Genomic DNA, 20,784 nt, shown 5'->3' on the forward strand with positions numbered 1-20,784 from the left:
TGAAAAGGTACTCGCCGCCCTTTGAAGGTCGTCGCCTCGGGTCCGCTCAGATGATGGCGTGCCCAAGGCGGATGTTACAACGTGATTCAGAACTTTATTTGCGCAAGGCCGGCGACAGGCTGAGCATCTGCAAGCACACGTCGACCCAGCGTTCAGCTTCGGTGTACAGATCAAAACTCTCGGGCACCAGCAACCATTGGCCAATCATGCCATCTATATAGGCGTACAGCGCGGTGGCCGCGCGGAAGGTATTGAGGTCGGCAGGCAACTGGCCGCGCTTCACGGCATTGCTCAGGGACAGATCGATCCGAACATTGCAGTCCAGAATCGCCAGCTGGCGTTGCTGGCGCATGTCACACATTTCATCGGTGAACTCGCATTTATGATGCAGAATTTCGTTCAGGCGACGGGTTTTCGGGTCGATTGCAATCTGTTGAAACAAATGAATCAGCAACCGACGCATGCAACCCAAGGGGTCGATTTCGTCTTCGCTCTCGCTGGCGCGGGCCAATTCCTCCAGCGGTTCCTGCAGGCTGTCGAGCATCGCCTGGACCAGATCGGCCTTGTTGCTGAAGTGCCAGTAGATAGCCCCGCGGGTCACGCCGGCCAGATTGGCGATGTCGGCCAAGGTTGTACGCGCCACGCCGCGCTCGTAGAACGCCTGCTCGGCGGCTTCGAGTATCTGACTTCGCGTTTCCTGGGCTTCCTCTTTGGTACGGCGAACCATGGCAGTAGAACCTCAATCTTTGGTGAGCGCCCTTCGCTTCTCGAGGGCCGTGCTCAGGTCGGGCGCCTGTTGTTGGGGGCTTGTCCCGAGGGGTGATGGGTGTGCCGCGTGGTCGCAGGCGGGTGGCCATCAAGGTGTTTACAAACAACCGCGAATGTAAGTATATTCGTTAGTAAGCTATTAATCCAGTCGACCCGATTTTTTACCTTTCCACTATTCATGAGCCCCCTGCGCTCACGACCCGAGGATCTTCATGCAATTCAAGCCAGCTGTTACCGCTCTGGTATCCGCCGTCGCCCTGGCAACCCTGCTCAGTGGCTGTAAGAAGGAAGAAGCAGCCCCGCAGGCTCAGCAAGCTCCTCAGGTCGGCGTCGTTACCCTTCAACCCCAGGCTTACACCCTGACCACCGAACTCCCGGGTCGCACCACTGCCTACCGCGTTGCCGAAGTACGGCCGCAGGTCAACGGCATCATCCTCAAGCGCCAATTCAAGGAAGGCACCGAGGTGAAGGCCGGTCAGCAGTTGTATCAGATCGATCCGTCGGTTTACGAAGCGACGCTGGGCAGTGCGCAGGCCACCCTGGAATCGGCCAAGTCCCTGGCCGGTCGCTATAAGCAGTTGATCGACGAGCAGGCCGTGAGCCGTCAGGAATACGACAACGCCCGCTCCGAGCAGCTGCAGGCCGAAGCCGCCGTCAAGAGTGCCCAGATCGACCTGCGCTATACCAAGGTGTACGCGCCGATCTCCGGTCGCATCGGTCGCTCCGAAGTCACCGAAGGTGCACTGGTGACCAGCGGCCAGACCAACGCCATGGCCACCATTCAGCAGCTGGACCCGATCTACGTCGACGTCACCCAGTCTTCGGCGGAGATGCTCAAGCTGCGCCGCGACCTGGACAGCGGCCGGTTGCAGAAGGCCGGCGACAATGCCGCCACGGTCAAGCTGAGCCTTGAAGATGGCAGCGAATACGCGCAGGACGGCAAGCTGGAGTTCTCCGAAGTGTCGGTTGATCAGGCCACCGGTTCGGTGACGCTGCGCGCCGTGTTCCCCAACCCTGACCACGTGCTGCTGCCGGGCATGTTCGTCCATGCCAAGCTGCAGGCCGGCGTACGCAACGAGGCGATCCTGGCCCCGCAACAGGGCGTGACGCGTGACCTCAAGGGCACGCCAACGGCCCTGATCGTGAACAAGGACAACAAGGTCGAGCAGCGTGAGCTGGTCGCCAACCGCACTGCCGGTGCGTACTGGGTGATCGAGAAAGGCTTGAACGCCGGTGACCGCGTCATCACTGAAGGCCTGCAGTACGTCAAGCCAGGTGCCGATGTGACGGTCAAGGAAGCGGGCAACGTCAAGAACGATCAAGCCGCCCCTGCCGCCAACGGCAAAGGGGAGTAATCGATGTCCAGATTCTTTATCGACCGCCCCATTTTCGCCTGGGTATTAGCCCTGGTGATCATGCTGGTAGGTGGGCTGGCAATCCTCAAGCTGCCGATCAACCAATACCCGGCCATCGCGCCGACCGCCATCGATATCCAGGTCACCTACCCAGGTGCGTCCGCACAGACCGTGCAGGACACCGTGGTACAGATCATCGAGCAACAGCTCAACGGTATCGACAACCTGCGTTACGTTTCCTCGGACAGTAACTCCGACGGCAGCATGACCATCACCGTGACGTTCAACCAGGGCACCAACCCGGACATCGCCCAGGTACAGGTGCAGAACAAGCTCAACCTGGCCACGCCACTGTTGCCTCAGGAAGTACAGCAGCAGGGTCTGCGCGTTACCAAGTCGGTGAAGAACTTCCTGCTGGTGATCGGCCTGGTGTCCGAAGACGGCAGCATGAGCAAGGACGACCTGTCCAACTACATCGTTTCCAACATCCAGGACCCGATTTCGCGGACTTCCGGTGTAGGTGACTTCCAGGTGTTCGGTTCGCAGTACGCCATGCGGATCTGGCTGGACCCAGCCAAGCTCAACAACTTCCAGCTGACCCCTGTGGAAGTGAGCAGCGCGATCAGCGCACAGAACGTGCAGATCGCCACTGGCCAATTGGGCGGCTTGCCCGCCCTGCCCGGCACGCAGCTCAATGCCACCATCATCGGCAAGACCCGCCTGCAGACCGCCGAGCAGTTCGGCAACATCTTTCTGAAGGTCAACACCGACGGTTCGCAAGTTCGCCTCAAGGACGTTGCACGCATCGGCCTGGGCGGTCAGAACTACAGCATCGACGCGCAGTTCAACGGCAACCCGGCTTCGGGTATGGCAATCAAGCTCGCATCGGGCGCCAACGCCCTGGACACCGCCAAGGCCATTCGCGCCACGGTTGCCAACCTCGAACCCTTCTTTCCGCCAGGCATGAAGGTGGTGTATCCGTATGACACCACCCCCACCGTTACCGAGTCGATTTCGGGTGTAGTACACACCCTGATCGAGGCGATCGTGCTGGTGTTCCTGGTGATGTACCTGTTCCTGCAGAACTTCCGCGCCACGGTCATCACCACGATGACGGTACCGGTGGTATTGCTGGGTACCTTCGGCATCCTGGCGGCGTTCGGCTTCACCATCAACACCCTGACCATGTTCGGCATGATCCTGGCGATCGGTCTATTGGTGGACGATGCCATCGTGGTGGTGGAAAACGTCGAGCGGGTGATGGAAGAGGAGCACCTGTCACCCAAGGAAGCGACGAAAAAGTCCATGGACCAGATCCAGGGGGCACTGGTGGGTATCGCCATGGTGCTCTCGGCGGTACTGCTGCCGATGGCCTTCTTCGGCGGTTCCACGGGCGTGATCTACAAGCAATTCTCGATCACCATCGTTTCTGCCATGGGCCTGTCGGTACTGGTCGCGCTGATCTTCACCCCGGCGCTGTGCGCCACCATGCTCAAGCCGATCGATCCGGAAAAGCACGGCCAACCCAAGCGTGGTTTCTTCGGCTGGTTCAACCGTACCTTCGACCGCAGTGTGGTCAGCTACGAGAACGGCGTGAAGCGCATGGTGACGCACAAGTTGCCGGCCTTCCTGGTTTACCTGATCATCTTCGCCGGCATGATCTGGCTGTTCATGCGCATTCCGGCCGCGTTCCTGCCGGAAGAAGACCAGGGCGTGATCTTCGCTCAGGTCCAGACTCCGGCCGGTTCTTCTGCCGAGCGTACGCAGAAAGTCATCGACGAAATGCGCACCTACCTGCTCGACGCCGACAACGGCGAGGGTGCCGGGGTGAAATCGGTGTTCAGCGTCAACGGCTTCAACTTCGCCGGTCGTGGCCAGAGTTCGGGCCTGGCATTCGTGATGCTCAAGCCGTGGGGTGAACGCGACGCCGAAACCACCGTGTTCAAGATCGCCGAACGTGCGCAGAAACACTTCGCCAGCTTCCGCGACGCCATGGTTTTCGCCGTGGTACCACCGTCGGTACTGGAGCTGGGTAACGCTTCGGGCTTCGACTTCTACCTGCAGGATCAGGGCGGTGTCGGCCACGAGAAATTGCTGGAGGCACGTAACCAGTTCCTCGGCATGGCCGCGCAAAGCAAGGTTCTGGCGGGCGTACGTCCCAACGGCCTGAACGATGAGCCGCAGTATCAGCTCACCGTCGATGACGAGAAAGCCAGTGCGCTGGGCATCACGCTGTCGAACATCAACCAGACCTTGTCGATTGCCTTGGGCGGCAGCTACGTCAACGACTTCATCGACCGCGGTCGGGTGAAGAAAGTGTACGTGCAAGGTGAAGCCTTCGGTCGCATGACCCCTGAAGACCTGAACAAGTGGTACGTGCGCAACGACTCGGGGACCATGGTGCCGCTGTCTGCCATCGCTACCGGCGAGTGGATATACGGTTCGCCAAAACTGTCGCGCTACAACGGTGTGGCGGCAATGGAGATCCTCGGTACCCCGGCTCCGGGCTACAGCTCCGGCCAGGCGATGGCCGAGGTTGAAGCGCTGGCCAAGAAACTGCCGGCCGGTGTGGGCTACTCGTTCACCGGCCTGTCGTTCGAAGAACGCCTGTCCGGTTCTCAGGCCCCGGCGCTCTATGCCATCTCGCTGCTGTTCGTGTTCCTCTGTCTGGCGGCCTTGTATGAGAGCTGGTCGATCCCGATTGCAGTACTGCTGGTGGTCCCGTTGGGTGTAATCGGTGCCTTGATCGCCACCAGCCTGCGCGGCTTGTCCAACGACGTGTTCTTCCAGGTGGGCCTGCTGGTGACGGTGGGGCTGGCGGCCAAGAACGCCATTCTGATCGTCGAGTTCGCCAAGGAACTGCACGAACAGGGCAAGAGCCTGGTCGATGCTGCGGCGGAGGCCTGCCGGATGCGTCTGCGCCCGATCATCATGACGTCGCTGGCATTCATCCTCGGCGTGGTGCCCCTGGCCATCTCCAGCGGCGCCGGCTCGGGCAGCCAACATGCGATCGGTACCGGGGTAATCGGCGGTATGATCACCGCTACCGTCCTGGCGATCTTCTGGGTCCCGATGTTCTATGTCGCTGTGTCGTCCCTGTTCAAGAGCAAGTACGACAAGGAACACGAAAAGGACAACGGCAAAGCAATTTCACACGATGAGGCTGGCCAATGAGCAAGTCCCTGATATCCATCGCCGTCGCTGCCTTCGTGCTCAGCGGCTGCTCGATGATCCCCGACTACGAGCGCCCCGCGCTGCCCGTAGCCGAGCAATACCCGCAGGGCGAGGCGTACTCGCCTGCCCAGGCGGCTGATGTGGCCGCGGCCGAACAAGGCTGGAGGCAGTTCTTCACGGACCCTGCCCTCGAGCAACTGGTGCAGGTTGCCCTGGAAAACAACCGCGACCTGAAAGTCGCGGCCTTGAACATCGAAGCCTACCGGGCCCAGTACCGCATCCAGCGTGCGGACCTGTTCCCGGCGGTAAACGTCGATGGCACGGGTACCCGCCAACGCTCGCCGGCGGACTTGTCCACCAGCGGGCAAGCAGGCATTGGCAGTCAATACGCGGTGACCCTGGGCGTCAGCGCGTACGAGCTGGACCTGTGGGGCCGTATCCGCAGCCTCAACGAACAGGCCCTGCAGACCTACCTGTCCAGTGAAGAAGCCCGTCGCTCGACCCAGATCAGCCTGGTGGCCAGTGTTGCCAATGCCTATCTGACCTGGCAGGCCGACCAGGAACTGCTCAAGCTGACCCAGGACACCCTGGTGGCGTTCGAACAGAGCCTGAAGCTGACCAGCCGCAGCGCCGAAGTCGGCGTGTCGTCGGCCCTGGACCTGAGCCAGGCGCGTACGTCGGTGGAAACCGCCCGTGTCAGCCTGGCGCGCTATCAGCGCCAGGTGGCCCAGGACCGCAACAGCCTGACCCTGCTGCTGGGCACCAACATTCCGGTCGACCTGCCGGCTGCACGAGGCCTGGATGCCGATCTGCTCAGCGAAATGCCCGCCGGCATGCCGTCCGAGCTGCTCACCCGTCGTCCGGACATTCTGTCGGCCGAGCATAATCTGCTGGCAGCCAATGCGAACATCGGTGCCGCACGCGCAGCGTTCTTCCCCAGCATCAGCCTGACCGCCAATGCCGGCACCTCGAGCAGCCAGTTGTCGGGTCTGTTCGATGGCGGTTCGGGCAGCTGGCTGTTCTCGCCGAGCATCAGCCTGCCGATCTTCAACGCCGGTGCGCTGCGTGCCAGCCTGGACTACTCCAAGATCCAGAAAGACATCAACGTGGCCAACTACGAGAAGGCCATTCAGACGGCTTTCCAGGAAGTGTCCGACGGCCTCACGGCGCGCAAGACCTACAACGATCAGTTGCAGGCCCAGCGTGATTCGGTGCAGGCCAACCAGGATTACTACCGCCTGGCCGAGCGTCGCTACCGCATCGGGGTGGACAGCAACCTGACCTTCCTCGATGCACAGCGCTCGCTGTTCAGTGCGCAGCAGTCGCTGATCACCGACCGTCTGTCGCAACTGACCAGCGAGGTCAATCTGTACAAGGCACTGGGCGGTGGCTGGTATGAACGTACCGGTCAGGCCCAGGCTGCACAGCCAGCGCCAGCCACGGCGCCGAAAAGCTGATTGCAGCAGCGCTTGAATGAAAAGAACCCACCCTTTGCGGTGGGTTTTTTTATGAGGTCAGGCAGGGCCGACGCCATCGCGGGTAGAACCCGCTCCCACAGGGGATGGTTTTGGTGGTCGTGTAGACCGTCTAGGGGCGGGCTCTGCCTGCGATGGCGCCGGACCTGCAAAAGAAAATCTGCAACCCTATTGGCCTAAACCCCAATCATGGTCAATAGTGGTCAGGTGATCAGATAACTGATTTGTCATTAACCAGTTAGTTACTGTTCGTTTATCGCACGTTTTTAGGTGCGACCAATTGAACCACCCCAGCTGCGCAAGCACTATCCGCGCAACACGTAACAAAATGTCTGGAGCTTCAGACATTCGTGCATCTAAAAAACCAATAACAACAGGGTTACCCCATGCGCCAACACCCGCGTCGCCCCTCACGTCTGTTGCCCAACCTGATCGCCATGACCGTTGCCACCGCCGCCCTGCCCGCCATGGCCGCGGAATCCGGCTTTCTGGAAGATGCCAAGGTAGGTCTCAATCTGCGTAACTTCTACTTCAACCGCAACCACACCAACCCGGCGTTTCCACAGAGCAAGTCGGAAGAATGGACCCAGAGCTTCATCCTCGACGCAAAATCCGGCTACACCCAAGGCATGGTCGGCTTTGGCGTCGACGTGCTGGGCATGTATTCGGTGAAGCTCGACGGTGGCCGCGGGACCTACGGCACCCAATTGCTGCCGACCCACGATGGCAACAAACCAGCCGATGACTTCGGCCGGCTGGGCGTCGCACTGAAAGCCAAGGTGTCCAAGACCGTGGTAAAAGTCGGTGAATGGATGCCGGTACTGCCCATCCTGCGCTCTGACGACGGTCGCTCGCTGCCGCAGACCTTCCGCGGTGGTCAGGTGACCTCCCAGGAAATCGACGGCCTGACGTTGTACGGCGGTCAGTTCCGCCAGAACAGCCCGCGCAACGACGCCAGCATGGAAGACATGTTCATGCAGGGCCGCGCCACGGCAACGTCCGACCGTTTCAACTTCGTGGGTGGCGAATACACCTTCAACGAAAAGAACACCTTGATCGGCTTGTGGAACGCCGAGCTCAAAGACATCTACCAGCAGCAGTACCTGCAGATTCTGCACAGCCAGCCGCTGGGCGACTGGACCCTGGGCGCCAACCTGGGCTTCTTCCACGGCAAGGAAGACGGCAGCGCACTGGCCGGCGACCTGGACAACAAGACCTGGTCGGCGCTGCTGTCGGCCAAGTACGGCAGCAACACCTTCTATGTCGGCTTGCAGAAAGTCACCGGCGACAATGCCTGGATGCGCGTCAACGGCACCAGCGGCGGCACTCTGGCCAACGATAGCTACAACTCCAGCTATGACAACGCCAAGGAGAAGTCCTGGCAGTTGCGTCACGACTTCAACTTCGCCGGGGTGGGCGTGCCCGGGCTGACGTTGATGAACCGTTATATCAGCGGTGATAACGTGCACACCGGGACCATCACCGATGGCAAGGAGTGGGGTCGGGAAACCGAACTGGCCTATACCATTCAGTCGGGGACGTTCAAGAGCTTGAACATGCGCTGGAGGAACTCGACCATGCGCCGGGACTACAGCACCAGCGAGTTCGATGAGAACCGGGTGATTGTGAGTTATCCGTTGAGTATCTTGTAAGCGAGGATAGGGTTGGGGATTGGCGGCGTCTGGTCCCCTCACCCCAGCCCTCTCCCTGAGGGAGAGGGAGCTAAAAAGCATACCGCGTGGGGCTCCCCCTCCCCCAATCAATCCCTCACTCCTGCGACTCGACCCCCAACTCATCCCACACCGACTCCGCCAGGTGAAACGTCGCATTGGCCGCCGGAATGCCGCAATAGATGGCGCTCTGCATCACCACTTCCTTGATCTGCTCACGGGTCACACCGTTGTTGGCCGCGGCGCGCAGGTGCAGTTTCAATTCCTCGTTGCGGTTCATGCCGATCAGCATGGCGATGGTGATCAGGCTGCGGGTATGCCGTGGCAGCCCTGGGCGCGTCCAGATATCACCCCAGGCGTGACGGGTGATCATCTCCTGGAATTCGCCGTTGAACTCGGTGATGTTGCTCAGGCTGCGATCCACGTGGGCATCGCCCAGCACTGCGCGGCGTACCTTCATGCCTTCGTTGTAGCGTTCTTTCTCGTCCACGAACGGGCTCCTTGTCAGCTCAGCAGGAAATCGACGACGCGGCGGCTGAACGGCTCGCCCACTTCGACGTTGGATAAATGGGCGGCGTGGAACTCGGCGTACTGTGCGCCCACCACCCGCTCTTCGATGAAGTGACCGTCAGCCGGCGTGGTCACCGCATCCTCGGTGCCCACCACGACCAGCAGCGGCACCTGGATCGATACCAGCTGTTCACGGAAATCGGCATCGCGTACCGCCGCGCAGTTGGCCGCATATCCCTGGGGCGAGGTCGCCGCGAGCATGTCGGTGATGCGCTTGGCCTCACCGGGGTGCGCCTCGGCGAAGGCCGGGGTGAACCAGCGGGCGATGGACGCGTCACGCAGCGATACCATCGCCTGCTCGCCTTGGCTGAGCACCATCTCGATGCGCGGGTTCCACACATCCTGGCTGCCGATCTTCGCGGCCGTATTGCAGATCACCAGCTTGTGCAACCGGTGACCGGCGTTGATGCCCAGCCACTGACCGATCAAGCCCCCCATGGACAGCCCGCAGAAGTGCACTTTGTCCAGCTTCAGGGCATCGAGCAGGGCCAGCACGTCCATCCCCAGTTGCTCGATGGTATAGCTGCCCGGGGTGACCAGGGAGGCGCCATGGCCGCGGGTGTCGTAACGCAGCACCTGAAAGTGCTCGGTGAACGCGGCGATCTGGGTGTCCCACATGCCCAGGTCGGTCCCCAGGGAGTTGGACAGCACCAGCACCGGTTTGCCCTCGGCGCCATCGAGTGTGTAGTTCAGTTCGCCCTCGGCGAGTTGTACGCGTGGCACGGCAGTCTCCTTCAAGCGTTGAATTGATGGTGTTCGGCAACGGCGCGCTGTACCCAGGTCTGCGCCTGGCCCAGGTAGTGGGCCGGGTCCAGCAGGCGGTCCAGTTCGTCGCCACTGAGTTCGGCAGTGACGTTGGGCTCCTCGCCCAGCACCGCGCGCAGGTGGCGCTGCTGCGCCACGGCCCGTTTGCAGCACTGCTCCAGCAGATGATGGGCGGCATCGCGACCCAAGCGCTGGGCGAGCACGATGCTGACCGCTTCGGCCAGGACCAGGCCTTGGGTCAGGTCCAGGTTCTTGAGCATGCGCTGGCTGTCGACCTCCATGCCGTTGGCGATCAGCAAGGCCTGCTGCAGGGCGCCGGACACCAGGCAGCAGATCTCCGGCAAGGTCTCCCATTCGGCGTGCCACAAGCCCAGGCTACGCTCGTGCTCCTGCGGCATGGCGCTGAACAGTGTGGCCACCAGACCCGGCACGCGCGTCGCAGCGCTGATCAGCACGGCAGCGCCGACCGGATTGCGCTTGTGCGGCATGGTTGAAGAGCCGCCTTTGCCAGGCGCGGACGGCTCGAACACTTCCGCAGCCTCGGTCTGCATCAGCAGGCTGATGTCACGGCCCACCTTACCCAGGCTGCCGGCCACCAGACCGAGCACCGAGGCCAGCTCCACCAGACGGTCGCGCTGGGTGTGCCAGGGCTGTTCAGGCAGATTCAGGCGCAGCTCTTCGGCCAGCGCCTGGGCAATGGGCAACGCCTTGTCACCCAACGCGGCAAGGCTGCCCGAGGCCCCGCCGAACTGCAGGCTGGCCAGGCGCGGCTTGAGTTCGGCCAGACGCTGCCGGCTGCGGGTGACCGCGCCGAGCCAGCCGGCGATTTTCATGCCCAGCGTTACCGGCGTGGCGTGCTGCAGCCAGGTCCGCCCGGCCAGTGGCGTGGCGGCGTGGCGTTGCGCTTGCTGGGCCAGGGCGTCGCCCAGGCGGCTCAGGTCGGCTTCGATCAAGCTCAGCGCCGCCAGCAGTTGCAGCACCAGCCCGGTGTCCATCACGTCCTGGCTGGTGGCGCCCAGATGGACATAGCGCTCGGCACCAGCGTCGCTGGCGGCGATCTGCTTGCCCAGCATCTTGACCAGGGGAATGGCCGAGTTGCCCGCCGTGGCGATGGCCTCCCCCAAGGCTTGAAAGTCGTAAAGCTCGGCCTTGCACGCAGCCTCGATTGGCGCCACGGCCTCGCCGGGTATCATCCCCACACGGGCTTCGGCACGGGCCAGCCCGGCCTCGAAGTCGAGCATGCCCTGGACGCGGCCACGGTCGGAAAAGATTTCACGCATGTCGCGCGTGGTGAAGTAGGCATCGAACAATTGATTGTTCGGTCGTTGGCTCATGACACGCTCTCGTAGCAGCACGCCGGCAGCACCGGCGCGCCCGCAAGGTTAGTGATCGGAATGCAGATACGCCGGCTGCTTGGGTAAGCGCAGACTGAACAGGAAGGCAATCGCCATCATCACCGTGACATACCAGTAGAAGGCATTTTCATTGCCCATGTTCTTCAGGTTCAAGGCCACGAACTCCGCCGAGCCGCCGAACACGGCGTTGGCCACAGCGTAGGCCAACCCGACGCCCAGCGCGCGCACCTGGGGCGGGAACATCTCGGCCTTCACCAGGCCGCTGATGGAGGTGTAGAAACTGACGATGGCCAGGGCCAAGGTGATCAACACGAACGCCAGGAACGGGCTGGTGACGGTTTTCAACACCATCAGGATCGGCAAGGTGCACAAGGTGCCCAGGCCGGCGAACCAGAGCATGGACGTCCGTCGGCCTATCCTGTCCGCCAGCATGCCGAACAACGGTTGCATGCACATGTACAGGAACAGCGCGCCGGTCATGATCAGGCTGGCGGTCTTGGCGTGCATGCCGGCGGTGTTCACCAGGTACTTCTGCATGTAGGTGGTGAAGGTATAGAAAATCAACGAGCCACCGGCGGTATAGCCCAGCACGGTGATGAAGGCGGCGCTGTGGTTCTTGAACAATCCGGCGATGCTGCCGGCGTCCTTGTCGTTGCGGGTTTCGGCGGTGCTGGTTTCTTCCAGGGTACGCCGCAGCAACAACGAGATCACCGCCGCCACGGCGCCGACCACGAACGGAATCCGCCAGCCCCAGGCACGCAGTTCCTGCTCATCGAGAAATTGCTGGAGGATCACTACGGTGAGCACCGCCAGCAACTGGCCGCCGATCAGGGTGACGTACTGGAACGAGGCGAAGAAGCCACGCTGGCCGCGCAGGGCGACTTCGGACATGTAGGTGGCCGTGGTGCCGTACTCCCCGCCTACCGAGAGGCCCTGGAACAGGCGCGCCAGCAGCAGGATGATCGGCGCCCACACCCCGATGGTGGCGTAGGTGGGCAGGCAGGCGATGACCAGCGAACCGGCGCACATCATCAGCACCGAGATCATCATGGAATTCTTGCGACCGTGTTTATCGGCCACACGGCCAAACAGCCAGCCGCCAATGGGACGCATCAGAAAGCCGGCGGCGAACACCCCGGCGGTGTTCACCAACTGTACGGTAGGGTCATCCGAAGGAAAGAAGGCAGGGGCAAAGTAGATGGCGCAGAAGGCGTAGACGTAGAAGTCGAACCACTCGACCAGGTTCCCCGATGAAGCACCCACAATGGCGAATATGCGCTTCTTGCGCTCTTCACCGGTGTAATGAACTGTTGTCATGTTTTAGTTCTCAGTGAGGTCGGTAAGGCCTAGACATAACCTGTAACAACCTCATTCCACAAGTCGATTACCCTCCGCCACCCAACAATCAGCCGTTCACCTTGCGTGGAGGTGGTGGGTGATTGTTGAGTGGTAGTGGGTAAAAGGGCTGGTGGGGCGTGGATTTATGCGGTGGTAGTGGCGGCCTCATCGCGGGCAGAGCCCGCTCCCACAAGGATCCTTGCGACTACCGTTCCTTGTGGGAGCGGGCTCTGCCCGCGATGGGGCCGGCGCTACCTCCGCTAAACCCCAACCCCACCCACTATCAAACCCGTTCGATCGCCAACGCCAATCCCTGCCCTACGCCCACACACATGGTCGCCAGGCCGCGTTTGCCGCCGCTTTTCTCCAATTGATGCAGCGCCGTCAGCACCAGCCGCGCACCGCTCATGCCCAGGGGGTGCCCCAGGGCAATGGCGCCACCATTGGGGTTGACCTGCGGCGCGTCGTCGGCCAGGCCGAGTTCGCGCAGCACCGCCAGGCCTTGGCTGGCAAAGGCTTCGTTGAGTTCGATGACATCGAAGTCGGTGACCGCCAGGCCCAGGCGCTCCACCAGCTTGCGCACCGCCGGTACCGGGCCGATGCCCATCACCCGAGGTGCCACGCCGGCGCTGGCCATGCCCAATACCCGGCCACGTGGCGTCAGGCCGTGTTTCTTCACGGCATCGGCCGACGCCAGGATCATCGCCGCTGCGCCATCATTGACACCCGACGCGTTGCCGGCAGTGACGGTCTTGTCGGCGCCATTGACCGGCTTCAGCCGGGCCAGGGTTTCCAGGGTGGTATCTGCACGGGGATGTTCGTCCTGCTCGACCACGGTTTCGCCCTTTTTGTGAGCGATGCGCACAGGCACGATCTCTTCGGCGAAAAAGCCTGCTGCCTGGGCGGCGGCGGTACGCTGCTGGCTGCGTACGGCAAAGGCGTCCTGATCTTCACGGGAAACCTTGTAGTCGTCGGCCACGTTGTCAGCGGTCTGAGGCATGGCATCCACGCCATACTGAGCCTTCATCAACGGGTTGATGAAACGCCAGCCGATGGTGGTGTCTTCCAGCTTCATGTTGCGCGAAAACGCTGCATCGGCCTTGCCCATCACGAACGGCGCGCGGGACATCGACTCGACGCCGCCGGCGATGGCCAGCTCCATCTCACCGCTGGCGATAGCCCGGAAAGCCGTGCCCACGGCGTCCATACCCGATGCGCACAGACGATTCAGGGTGATGCCGGGAATGCTCTGCGGCAGCCCGGCCAACAGCAGCGCCATGCGCGCCACGTTGCGGTTGTCTTCACCGGCCTGGTTGGCGCAGCCGAGGAACACCTCGTCCACCTCATCCCACTTCACCGTCGGGTTGCGTTCGATCAAGGCCTTGATCGGGGCCGCAGCCAGATCATCGGCACGTACCGCAGCCAAGCCGCCGCCAAAGCGTCCGATAGGGGTACGGATCGCGTCACAGATAAATACGTCACGCATCATGCTTCTCCCGGGGCCTGGCCATGTGCAGCCGCAGTCCGCGCTTCGAGGTCGCGCAGGGCAGTCAATTCGGTCTCGTTGGGCTCGACGGTAGTCGCCACATCGTCGGCAAAACGGATGGCCCAGCCGGTGGCGGCAACGATCTGCTCGCGGGTCACGCCCGGGTGGATCGAGGTGACCACGAACTCGCGGGTGACCGCCTCGGGCTCCATGATGCACAGGTCGGTGATGATGCCCACCGGCCCACTGCCGGGCAGGCCGAGGCGTTTGCGCGAGTCGCCGCCTTCGCCGTGGCCGACCGAGGTGATGAAGTCCAGCTTCTCGACGAAGCTGCGGTGCGACTGTTTCAGAATGATCAGCACGCTCTTGGCCGAGCCGGCGATCTCCGGCGCGCCGCCGGCACCGGGCAGGCGCACCTTGGGGTGATGGTAATCGCCGACCACGGTGGTATTGATGTTGCCGAAGCGGTCGACCTGCGCGGCGCCCAAAAAGCCCACGTCGATACGCCCGCCTTGCAGCCAGTAGCGAAAGATCTCGCCGGTGGGCACCACGGTGTCAGCGGTTTCGGCCAGCTCGCCGTCGCCGATGGACAGCGGCAGCACGGTCGGCTTGGCACCGATGGGGCCCGATTCGTAGATCAACACCACATCCGGCGAGGAGGTCAGGCGAGCCAGGTTGGCGGCCTTGGACGGCAGGCCGATACCGACGAAGCATACCGAGCCATTGCGCAGGCGCCGGGCAGCGGCAACGGTCATCATCTCATTGGTGGAGTAAGTCATTATTTTGCCTCCGATGCGCTGGCCAGTTTCGCCTGGTACTCGCTGAAATCCTGGGTGCCGCGGATGTAAGTCTCGATCCAGCGGCTGAAGGTGTCACGGTCGCGACCGATCGGGTCCCAGGCCTGGTAGAACACGTTGTCGCGCTCGGTATAGCCGTGGGCATAGGACGGATGCGCGCCACCCGGCACGTGGCACACGGCGGCCAGGGCCCAGGTTGGCAGAACACAGGAGTTCATCGGCGCGTTGAGGTCATCAACGATCTCTTCCACCGTGACGATGCAGCGCTTGGCTGCCAGTGCGGCCTCTTTCTGCACGCCCAGGATGCCCCACAGCAAAACGTTGCCCTTGCGGTCGGCTTTCTGTGCATGGATCACCGTGACGTCGGGGCGCACCGAAGGTACGGCAGCCAGGACTTCGCCGGTGAAGGGACAGGTCACGGTCTTGATCAGCGGATTGACCTTGGGCAGATCGGAACCGGCATAGGCTCGCAGCACCGCGAACGGCAGGCCAGAGGCACCGGCGACATAGGCGTTGGCCAGGTCGGCGTGACTGTGTTCTTCGATTTCCAGCGGTTGCGGCCATTGTTTTTCGACGGCGTCACGCAGACGGTGCAGCGAACCTACACCTGGGTTGCCGCCCCAGGAGAAGATCAGTTTCTTCACGCAACCGGCGCCGATCAACTGGTCGTAGATCAGGTCAGGCGTCATGCGCACCAGGGTCAGGTCTTTCTTGCCTTGGCGAATGATCTCGTGGCCAGCGGCCGTGGGAATCAGATGGGTGAAGCCTTCAAGGGCAACGGTGTCGCCATCGTTGACGAATTGCTTCACCGCTTCTTGGAGAGACAGGATTGCAGCCATGATGAGCAGGACTCCTCGATTCTGTGAGCCATCTTGTTGGAATGTCTTGTGGTGACAGGTTATGCCCGTCCACCGAGCGGGACAATCCGATAATCGACTATTCGTTCGGTAATCGAACACGGTTTGAAGGGCGCTTGGTTACCCATAACGGCGCCCCCGGGCACGATGCAGCGCGACCCCTACGTCGCATCTGCGTGGCTGACCATGCCCTTGATCACCACGGCGGTGGTGGCCAGCGCGGCAGGTATCACCAGCGCGGTAAGCACCTGTTCGAAGTTCCAGCCTAGCCCAAGCAGCGTAGCGCCCATCCAGGCACCGAGAATCGCGCCGAAGCGACCGATGCCCAGCATCCAGGACACACCGGTGGCTCGCCCTTGCGTCGGGTAGAAGCGCGCGGCCAGCGACGGCATCGCCGATTGCGCGCCGTTGACGCACATGCCGGCGATCAGGACCAGGGTCGCCAGCAACGTGATGTTGCCCAGACTCTGGCCCACGGCGTAGGCAAATACGCCCGCCAGCAGGTAGAACGTGCCAATGACCTTGTGCGGGTTGAAACGGTCCATGGCCCAGCCCACACCTACGGCACTCAACACCCCGCCGAACTGGAACAGCGCACCGATGAAGGCCGCCTGCTCCATGCTGGCGCCGCTGTCGCGCATCAGCGTAGGCAACCAACTGGTCAGCAGATAGACGATCACCAGGCCCATGAAGTAGGTCAACCAGAGCAGCAGCGTGCCCGTGCTGTAGGTACCGGAAAAGATCACCGCGAAGACGTTGCGCGCCTTGACCGTCTTTTGCTCTGGAACGCTGAAGCTGCCGGCCTGAGCGACGATGGCGGGTGCTATCGGGGCCAGTGTGCGTCTGACACGGTCGGTGCCCTTGCCGCGCACCACCAGGTAGCGCGCCGACTCGGGCAGCCAGACCAGCAGCACTGCGGCCAGTATCAGCGGAAGTACGCCACCGAGCAGCAGCAGGCTGTGCCAGCCATAGGCCGGGATCAGCTTGGCCGAAATGAAACCCCCGCCGGCCATGCCCAGGTTGAAGCCACAGAACATGCTGGTAACCAGCAGCGAGCGGAAGCGATCCGGGGTGTATTCCGAAAGCAGCGTGGTGGCATTGGGCATGCCCGCGCCCAGGCCCAGACCGGTGAGAAAGCGCAGCACCAGCAACTGGTCGACGTTGGTGCAGTAGGCCGAGGCCAGGCTGAAAGCGCCGAACACGGTGACCGCGCCCACCAGTACCAGTTTGCGGCCGAAACGGTCGGCCAGCGGGCCGGAGCCCAGGGCGCCGAAGACCATGCCGATCAGGGCAGCGCTCATCACCGGGCCCAGGCTGGCGCGATCGATGCCCCAGTCCTGGGACAAGGCCGGCGCGATGAAGCCCATGGCGGCGGTGTCCAGGCCGTCGAGAAAGACAATCAGAAAACAGAGGATAACCACCCGCCATTGATAGCGTGACAGGGGTTGGGTGTTGATGAAGGCCTGGACGTCCAGGCAGCTTCCTACAGCAGCGTCGGGTCGGTTCATTATTGTTATCCGCGAAGCCGTGCGTGCACGGTCGGTTGCTCGATATTGCGGGGGCCGCAATCGATGCGGAAGACATTAATGAGGCAATGGATGGGTGGTCAATTGACCCGGAACGGATCTGTGCGGTGATCGCACAGCCGGTGCAGGGCAGGCCTGGCGCCATCGCGGGTAGAACCCGCTCCCACAGCAGCGGGTACTACCCTCAACGAGGCCGGACCTGCAAGGCGCGGTTCAGGCGAACAACTGGGCGCTCAGGTCACGGCTCGCCGCCAGCATGATCGGCATGAAGCGCTGTTCGAGTTCCGCCCGGGTCACGCGTCCGGCATGGGTGCTCACGTTCAGTGCGGCCAATACCTGCCCGGAAGCATCGTAGACGGGCACCGCGATGGACCGCAGCCCCTGCTCCAGTTCCTGATCGACGATGCACCACCCTTGCTGGCGGACCTCCTGCAAACACTGCAACAGCGCCTCGGTAGTGGTCAGGGTGCGGCTGGTCTTGGGCTTGAGATCCACATGCTCCAGGTAATCGTGCAAGGACGCATCGTCCAGCGCTGCCAACAGAATCCGCCCCATCGACGTACAGTAGGCCGGCAGCCTCCCGCCGACCGACAGGTCAACCGAGATCAGCCGCTGGGTGGTCGCCGACCGGGCGATATAGAGGATGTCATCGCCCTCCAGCGTGGCCATGTTGCAGGCCTCGTGCAACTGCTCGCTCATGCGATCCAGGTAGGGCTGTGCCGACACCGCCAGTGGCGTGGACGACAGGTAGGCATGGCCCAATGTCAGCACTTTGGGCAACAGCGAATACGTGCGCCCGTCGGTGGTGGCGTAGCCGAGCTTGATCAGCGTATGCAGGCAGCGACGTACGGCCGCTCGCGGTATCTCGGTACGATGACTGATCTGGGCTATGGTCAGATGGCGCTTGCGCTCCTGGAACGCCTGCACCACGGCCAGCCCGCGAGCCAGGGAGGTCATGAAGTCCGGATCGCCGGTGAATGCCTGGATACGCTTGGCGGGTGACGCCACGATAGGCGGCGCCAACGAGGTGAATGCGTGGCGCAGTTGCTCGTTCATGCCGCTGCTTTTATTTTCTTCACTCATGGCGTGCTGAAACCCTTCGTTGACGACCTAACTGCGTTCGATTATCGAACGACCGCGCGATAATCGCAAACATCCGTTACGATAGTCCCGCGTGGCTCGGAAGCCACCCGCGCATTTTGCAGGCGCGGGATAAAAACCCGACGCGCTTCAGCGGTAAACAAATAACTACCCGAACGACACTACACGCGCCGAAAACTTACGCCATTGAATGCGCCTGAAACTTATACAGCACCTCGTGCTCAAACCTTGGGTAAGCGGTTTGATACAAGTTGGGGCAACGATTGAGTGGGGTGTTCCCATCGCGTTATGTATTCATGGCGCTATAATGGTCCCGCCTGCCAGCAGCGGTCTTGCACCCGCAAACGCTGGCCGTCCCCTTCGCAACGATCACAACATGACAGGTAAGAAACTGTGACGAAAGATGAACTGCGTGCTCAACTAGAGCGCCAGGAACAACGTTACAAGGAAGTTTACGGTGGCGAAATCACCACCTATGCCGCTCAGCCCGAACCCGAGCGCAAGCCTTGGCGAAAACGCGAGAGCATTCGAGATCAGGCTTTCAAAGAAGAGATCCAGAAGATCGAAAAAGACCTGCAGGAACAACGCGCCTGACACGCCAGTGCTGGCGCCTTGGCTGACCTGCGCCCTGCAAGCGCCAGCCCGTGTACCGGGTCGGTAACGCCGGACGACGTCAAAACGCTTCATATTTGCGTCATCTCGGCGGAAATTTCATACAGGCGTTTTATTTTTTTCCGACTTGAGACGAGTCGGCAAACCTGACCGACAGCCCGGTTTTTCGGGCATCAGCCCCGTGCCCAGCGTCAGTTGTCGATACGGCGCCCCGTTCGTGCGCGACTGCGAAGTTGTAACCGGCTGGCACCTGGGGGCTCGAATTTCGGCATTTTCTGGCATAATCGCGCCCCCTCAATGGCCCGGTCACAAAACCTTCATGATCGAATTATTCAGCGGACTGGATGCGTGGGTGCTGGTCAGCCTGTTCCTGGCACTGGCGTTCGTCCTCACCTTCGAGTTCATCAATGGCTTTCATGACACCGCCAACGCGGTGGCCACAGTCATTTATACCAAGGCCATGCCACCGCACCTGGCGGTGTTCCTGTCCGGTATCTTCAACTTCCTGGGCGTGCTGCTGGGCGGTGTAGGGGTGGCCTATGCCATCGTTCACCTGCTGCCGGTGGAGCTGCTGATCAACGTCAACACCGGACACGGCCTGGCCATGGTGTTTTCGTTGCTCGCCGCGGCGATCACCTGGAACCTGGGCACCTGGTACTTCGGTATCCCCGCGTCCAGCTCCCACACCCTGATCGGCTCGATCCTGGGCGTGGGTCTGGCCAACGCCCTGATCAACGACATCCCGCTGGGCGATGGCGTGAACTGGCAGAAAGCGATCGACATTGGCGCCTCGCTGGTGTTCTCGCCACTGGCAGGCTTCATTGCAGCCGCGCTGGTGCTGATCGGCCTGAAGTGGTGGCGTCCTGCCTCGAAAATGCACAAGACCCCGGAACAGCGTCGCAAGCTGGACGACAAGAAACATCCCCCGTTCTGGAATCGCCTGGTGCTGGTGCTGTCGGCGATGGCGGTGAGCTTCGTGCATGGCTCCAACGATGGTCAGAAAGGCATTGGCCTGATCATGCTGGTGCTGATCGGTATCGTCCCTCAGCAGTTCGTGCTGGATCTGAGTGCCACGACCTATCAGATCGAACGCACCCGTGACGCGACCCAGCACCTGAGCCAGTTCTACCAGCGCAACGAGGCCACCTTGGGTGAGTTCCTCGCGCTGGGCAAGGCGCAGCAAGGCGACCTGCCAGAGAAGTTCAGCTGCAATCCCCAGCAGACCGAGCCGACCATCGCCGCCCTGCTGGGCACCCTGCAAGGCGTGTCGGATTATCACTCGCTGACGGCCGAGCACCGCATCGAAGTGCGTCGTTACCTGTTGTGCCTCGACGACACGGCAAAGAAAGTCGGCAAGTTGCCAGTCCTGGATGCCCGCGAGAAATCGGACCTGGAAAAACTGCGCAAGGACCTGACCGCTACCACTGAATACTCGCCGTTCTGGGTCATCCTGGCCGTTGCGCTGGCACTGGGCATCGGCACCATGGTGGGCTGGAAGCGCGTCGTGCTGACCATTGGCGAGAAGATCGGCAAGCAGGGCATGACCTATGCCCAGGGCATGTCGGCGCAGATCGTCACGGCCTGCGCCATCGGCGCGGCCAATGTGTTCAGTCTGCCGGTGTCTACCACGCACATCCTGTCCTCGGGTGTAGCGGGCACCATGGTCGCCAACAAGAGCGGCCTGCAGGGCGGCACCGTACGCACCATCATGCTGGCCTGGGTGCTGACCCTGCCGGCCTCGATGGGGCTGGCGGCCGGGCTGTTCTGGCTGGCCAGTCAGTTCGTGGGGTAAACGCCCCGCCGCAATGAAAAAGGCGCCTGTGCAGGGCGCCTTTTTTGTGCGTGTCCGTTCCGGCCTCATCGCGGGTAGAACCCGCTCCCACACGATGGGTCTAGCGCCGGAGAACACCTGTGGGGGCAGGTTCTACCCGCGAT

At 62.0% G+C, this 20,784-nt stretch carries 16 protein-coding genes; 6 read left to right on the top strand and 10 right to left on the bottom strand.

Features of this window, described 5'->3' with window-relative positions:
- Nucleotides 1-94: 94 nt before the first annotated feature.
- Entirely contained in the window at nucleotides 95-727 is a 633-nt protein-coding gene (locus B3397_RS12385) for a TetR family transcriptional regulator (RefSeq protein ID WP_296250414.1), read from the bottom strand.
- Between the two features lie 253 nt (nucleotides 728-980).
- Between B3397_RS12385 and B3397_RS12390 the strand changes: the two genes are divergently transcribed.
- The 4 genes from B3397_RS12390 to B3397_RS12405 all read left to right on the top strand — a co-directional run bounded on the left by B3397_RS12390 (nucleotide 981) and on the right by B3397_RS12405 (nucleotide 8,424).
- Nucleotides 981-2,123: an efflux RND transporter periplasmic adaptor subunit gene (locus B3397_RS12390; RefSeq protein ID WP_296250416.1), complete on the top strand. Its 1,143-nt coding sequence runs from the start codon at nucleotides 981-983 to the stop codon at nucleotides 2,121-2,123.
- Nucleotides 2,124-2,126: 3 nt separating this feature from the next.
- Nucleotides 2,127-5,297: an efflux RND transporter permease subunit gene (locus B3397_RS12395; protein WP_296250418.1), complete on the top strand. Its 3,171-nt coding sequence runs from the start codon at nucleotides 2,127-2,129 to the stop codon at nucleotides 5,295-5,297.
- Nucleotides 5,294-6,754, top strand: a complete 1,461-nt coding sequence (locus tag B3397_RS12400; protein WP_296250420.1) for an AdeC/AdeK/OprM family multidrug efflux complex outer membrane factor — start codon at nucleotides 5,294-5,296, stop codon at nucleotides 6,752-6,754. The genes B3397_RS12395 and B3397_RS12400 overlap by 4 nt, the downstream gene beginning before the upstream one ends.
- A 404-nt stretch (nucleotides 6,755-7,158) precedes the next feature.
- Nucleotides 7,159-8,424, top strand: a complete 1,266-nt coding sequence (locus tag B3397_RS12405) for an OprD family porin (protein ID WP_296250422.1) — start codon at nucleotides 7,159-7,161, stop codon at nucleotides 8,422-8,424.
- Nucleotides 8,425-8,539: 115 nt separating this feature from the next.
- On the opposite strand, the gene pcaC is transcribed toward B3397_RS12405, so the two are convergent.
- From pcaC to pcaR, 9 genes are all read right to left on the bottom strand, one after another.
- Entirely contained in the window at nucleotides 8,540-8,932 is a 393-nt protein-coding gene (gene pcaC, locus B3397_RS12410; protein ID WP_296250423.1) for a 4-carboxymuconolactone decarboxylase, read from the bottom strand.
- A 14-nt stretch (nucleotides 8,933-8,946) separates the two neighbouring features.
- Complete coding sequence (gene pcaD / locus B3397_RS12415; RefSeq protein ID WP_296250425.1) at nucleotides 8,947-9,735, bottom strand: 3-oxoadipate enol-lactonase; 789 nt, start codon at nucleotides 9,733-9,735, stop codon at nucleotides 8,947-8,949.
- A gap of 11 nt (nucleotides 9,736-9,746) precedes the next feature.
- Nucleotides 9,747-11,111 (bottom strand): 3-carboxy-cis,cis-muconate cycloisomerase, encoded by a 1,365-nt coding sequence (locus B3397_RS12420; RefSeq protein ID WP_296250426.1) that lies wholly within the window; start codon nucleotides 11,109-11,111, stop codon nucleotides 9,747-9,749.
- A gap of 48 nt (nucleotides 11,112-11,159) precedes the next feature.
- Entirely contained in the window at nucleotides 11,160-12,449 is a 1,290-nt protein-coding gene (locus B3397_RS12425) for an MFS family transporter (protein WP_296250428.1), read from the bottom strand.
- 304 nt (nucleotides 12,450-12,753) lie between these two features.
- Nucleotides 12,754-13,959: a 3-oxoadipyl-CoA thiolase gene (gene pcaF, locus B3397_RS12430; protein ID WP_296250430.1), complete on the bottom strand. Its 1,206-nt coding sequence runs from the start codon at nucleotides 13,957-13,959 to the stop codon at nucleotides 12,754-12,756.
- Complete coding sequence (locus tag B3397_RS12435; RefSeq protein ID WP_296250534.1) at nucleotides 13,956-14,738, bottom strand: CoA-transferase subunit beta; 783 nt, start codon at nucleotides 14,736-14,738, stop codon at nucleotides 13,956-13,958. The genes pcaF and B3397_RS12435 overlap by 4 nt, the downstream gene beginning before the upstream one ends.
- Nucleotides 14,735-15,592: a CoA transferase subunit A gene (locus B3397_RS12440; protein ID WP_296250432.1), complete on the bottom strand. Its 858-nt coding sequence runs from the start codon at nucleotides 15,590-15,592 to the stop codon at nucleotides 14,735-14,737. Before B3397_RS12440 ends, B3397_RS12435 begins: the two co-directional genes overlap by 4 nt.
- A gap of 179 nt (nucleotides 15,593-15,771) precedes the next feature.
- Nucleotides 15,772-17,118, bottom strand: coding sequence for an MFS transporter (locus B3397_RS12445; protein WP_296250433.1), 1,347 nt, complete (start codon nucleotides 17,116-17,118; stop codon nucleotides 15,772-15,774).
- Nucleotides 17,119-17,349: 231 nt separating this feature from the next.
- On the bottom strand, nucleotides 17,350-18,192 hold the full coding sequence (pcaR, locus tag B3397_RS12450) for a pca regulon transcriptional regulator PcaR (RefSeq protein WP_296250536.1): 843 nt from the start codon (nucleotides 18,190-18,192) through the stop codon (nucleotides 17,350-17,352).
- A 438-nt stretch (nucleotides 18,193-18,630) separates the two neighbouring features.
- Between pcaR and B3397_RS12455 the strand changes: the two genes are divergently transcribed.
- On the top strand, nucleotides 18,631-18,831 hold the full coding sequence (locus tag B3397_RS12455) for a hypothetical protein (protein WP_296250434.1): 201 nt from the start codon (nucleotides 18,631-18,633) through the stop codon (nucleotides 18,829-18,831).
- Nucleotides 18,832-19,168: 337 nt separating this feature from the next.
- A complete protein-coding gene (locus B3397_RS12460; RefSeq protein ID WP_296250435.1) occupies nucleotides 19,169-20,641 on the top strand; it encodes an inorganic phosphate transporter in 1,473 nt (490 codons plus the stop codon).
- Nucleotides 20,642-20,784 lie beyond the last annotated feature (143 nt).

Source organism: Pseudomonas sp. UBA4194 (genome assembly GCF_002379585.1).
Classification (GTDB): Bacteria; Pseudomonadota; Gammaproteobacteria; order Pseudomonadales; family Pseudomonadaceae; genus Aquipseudomonas.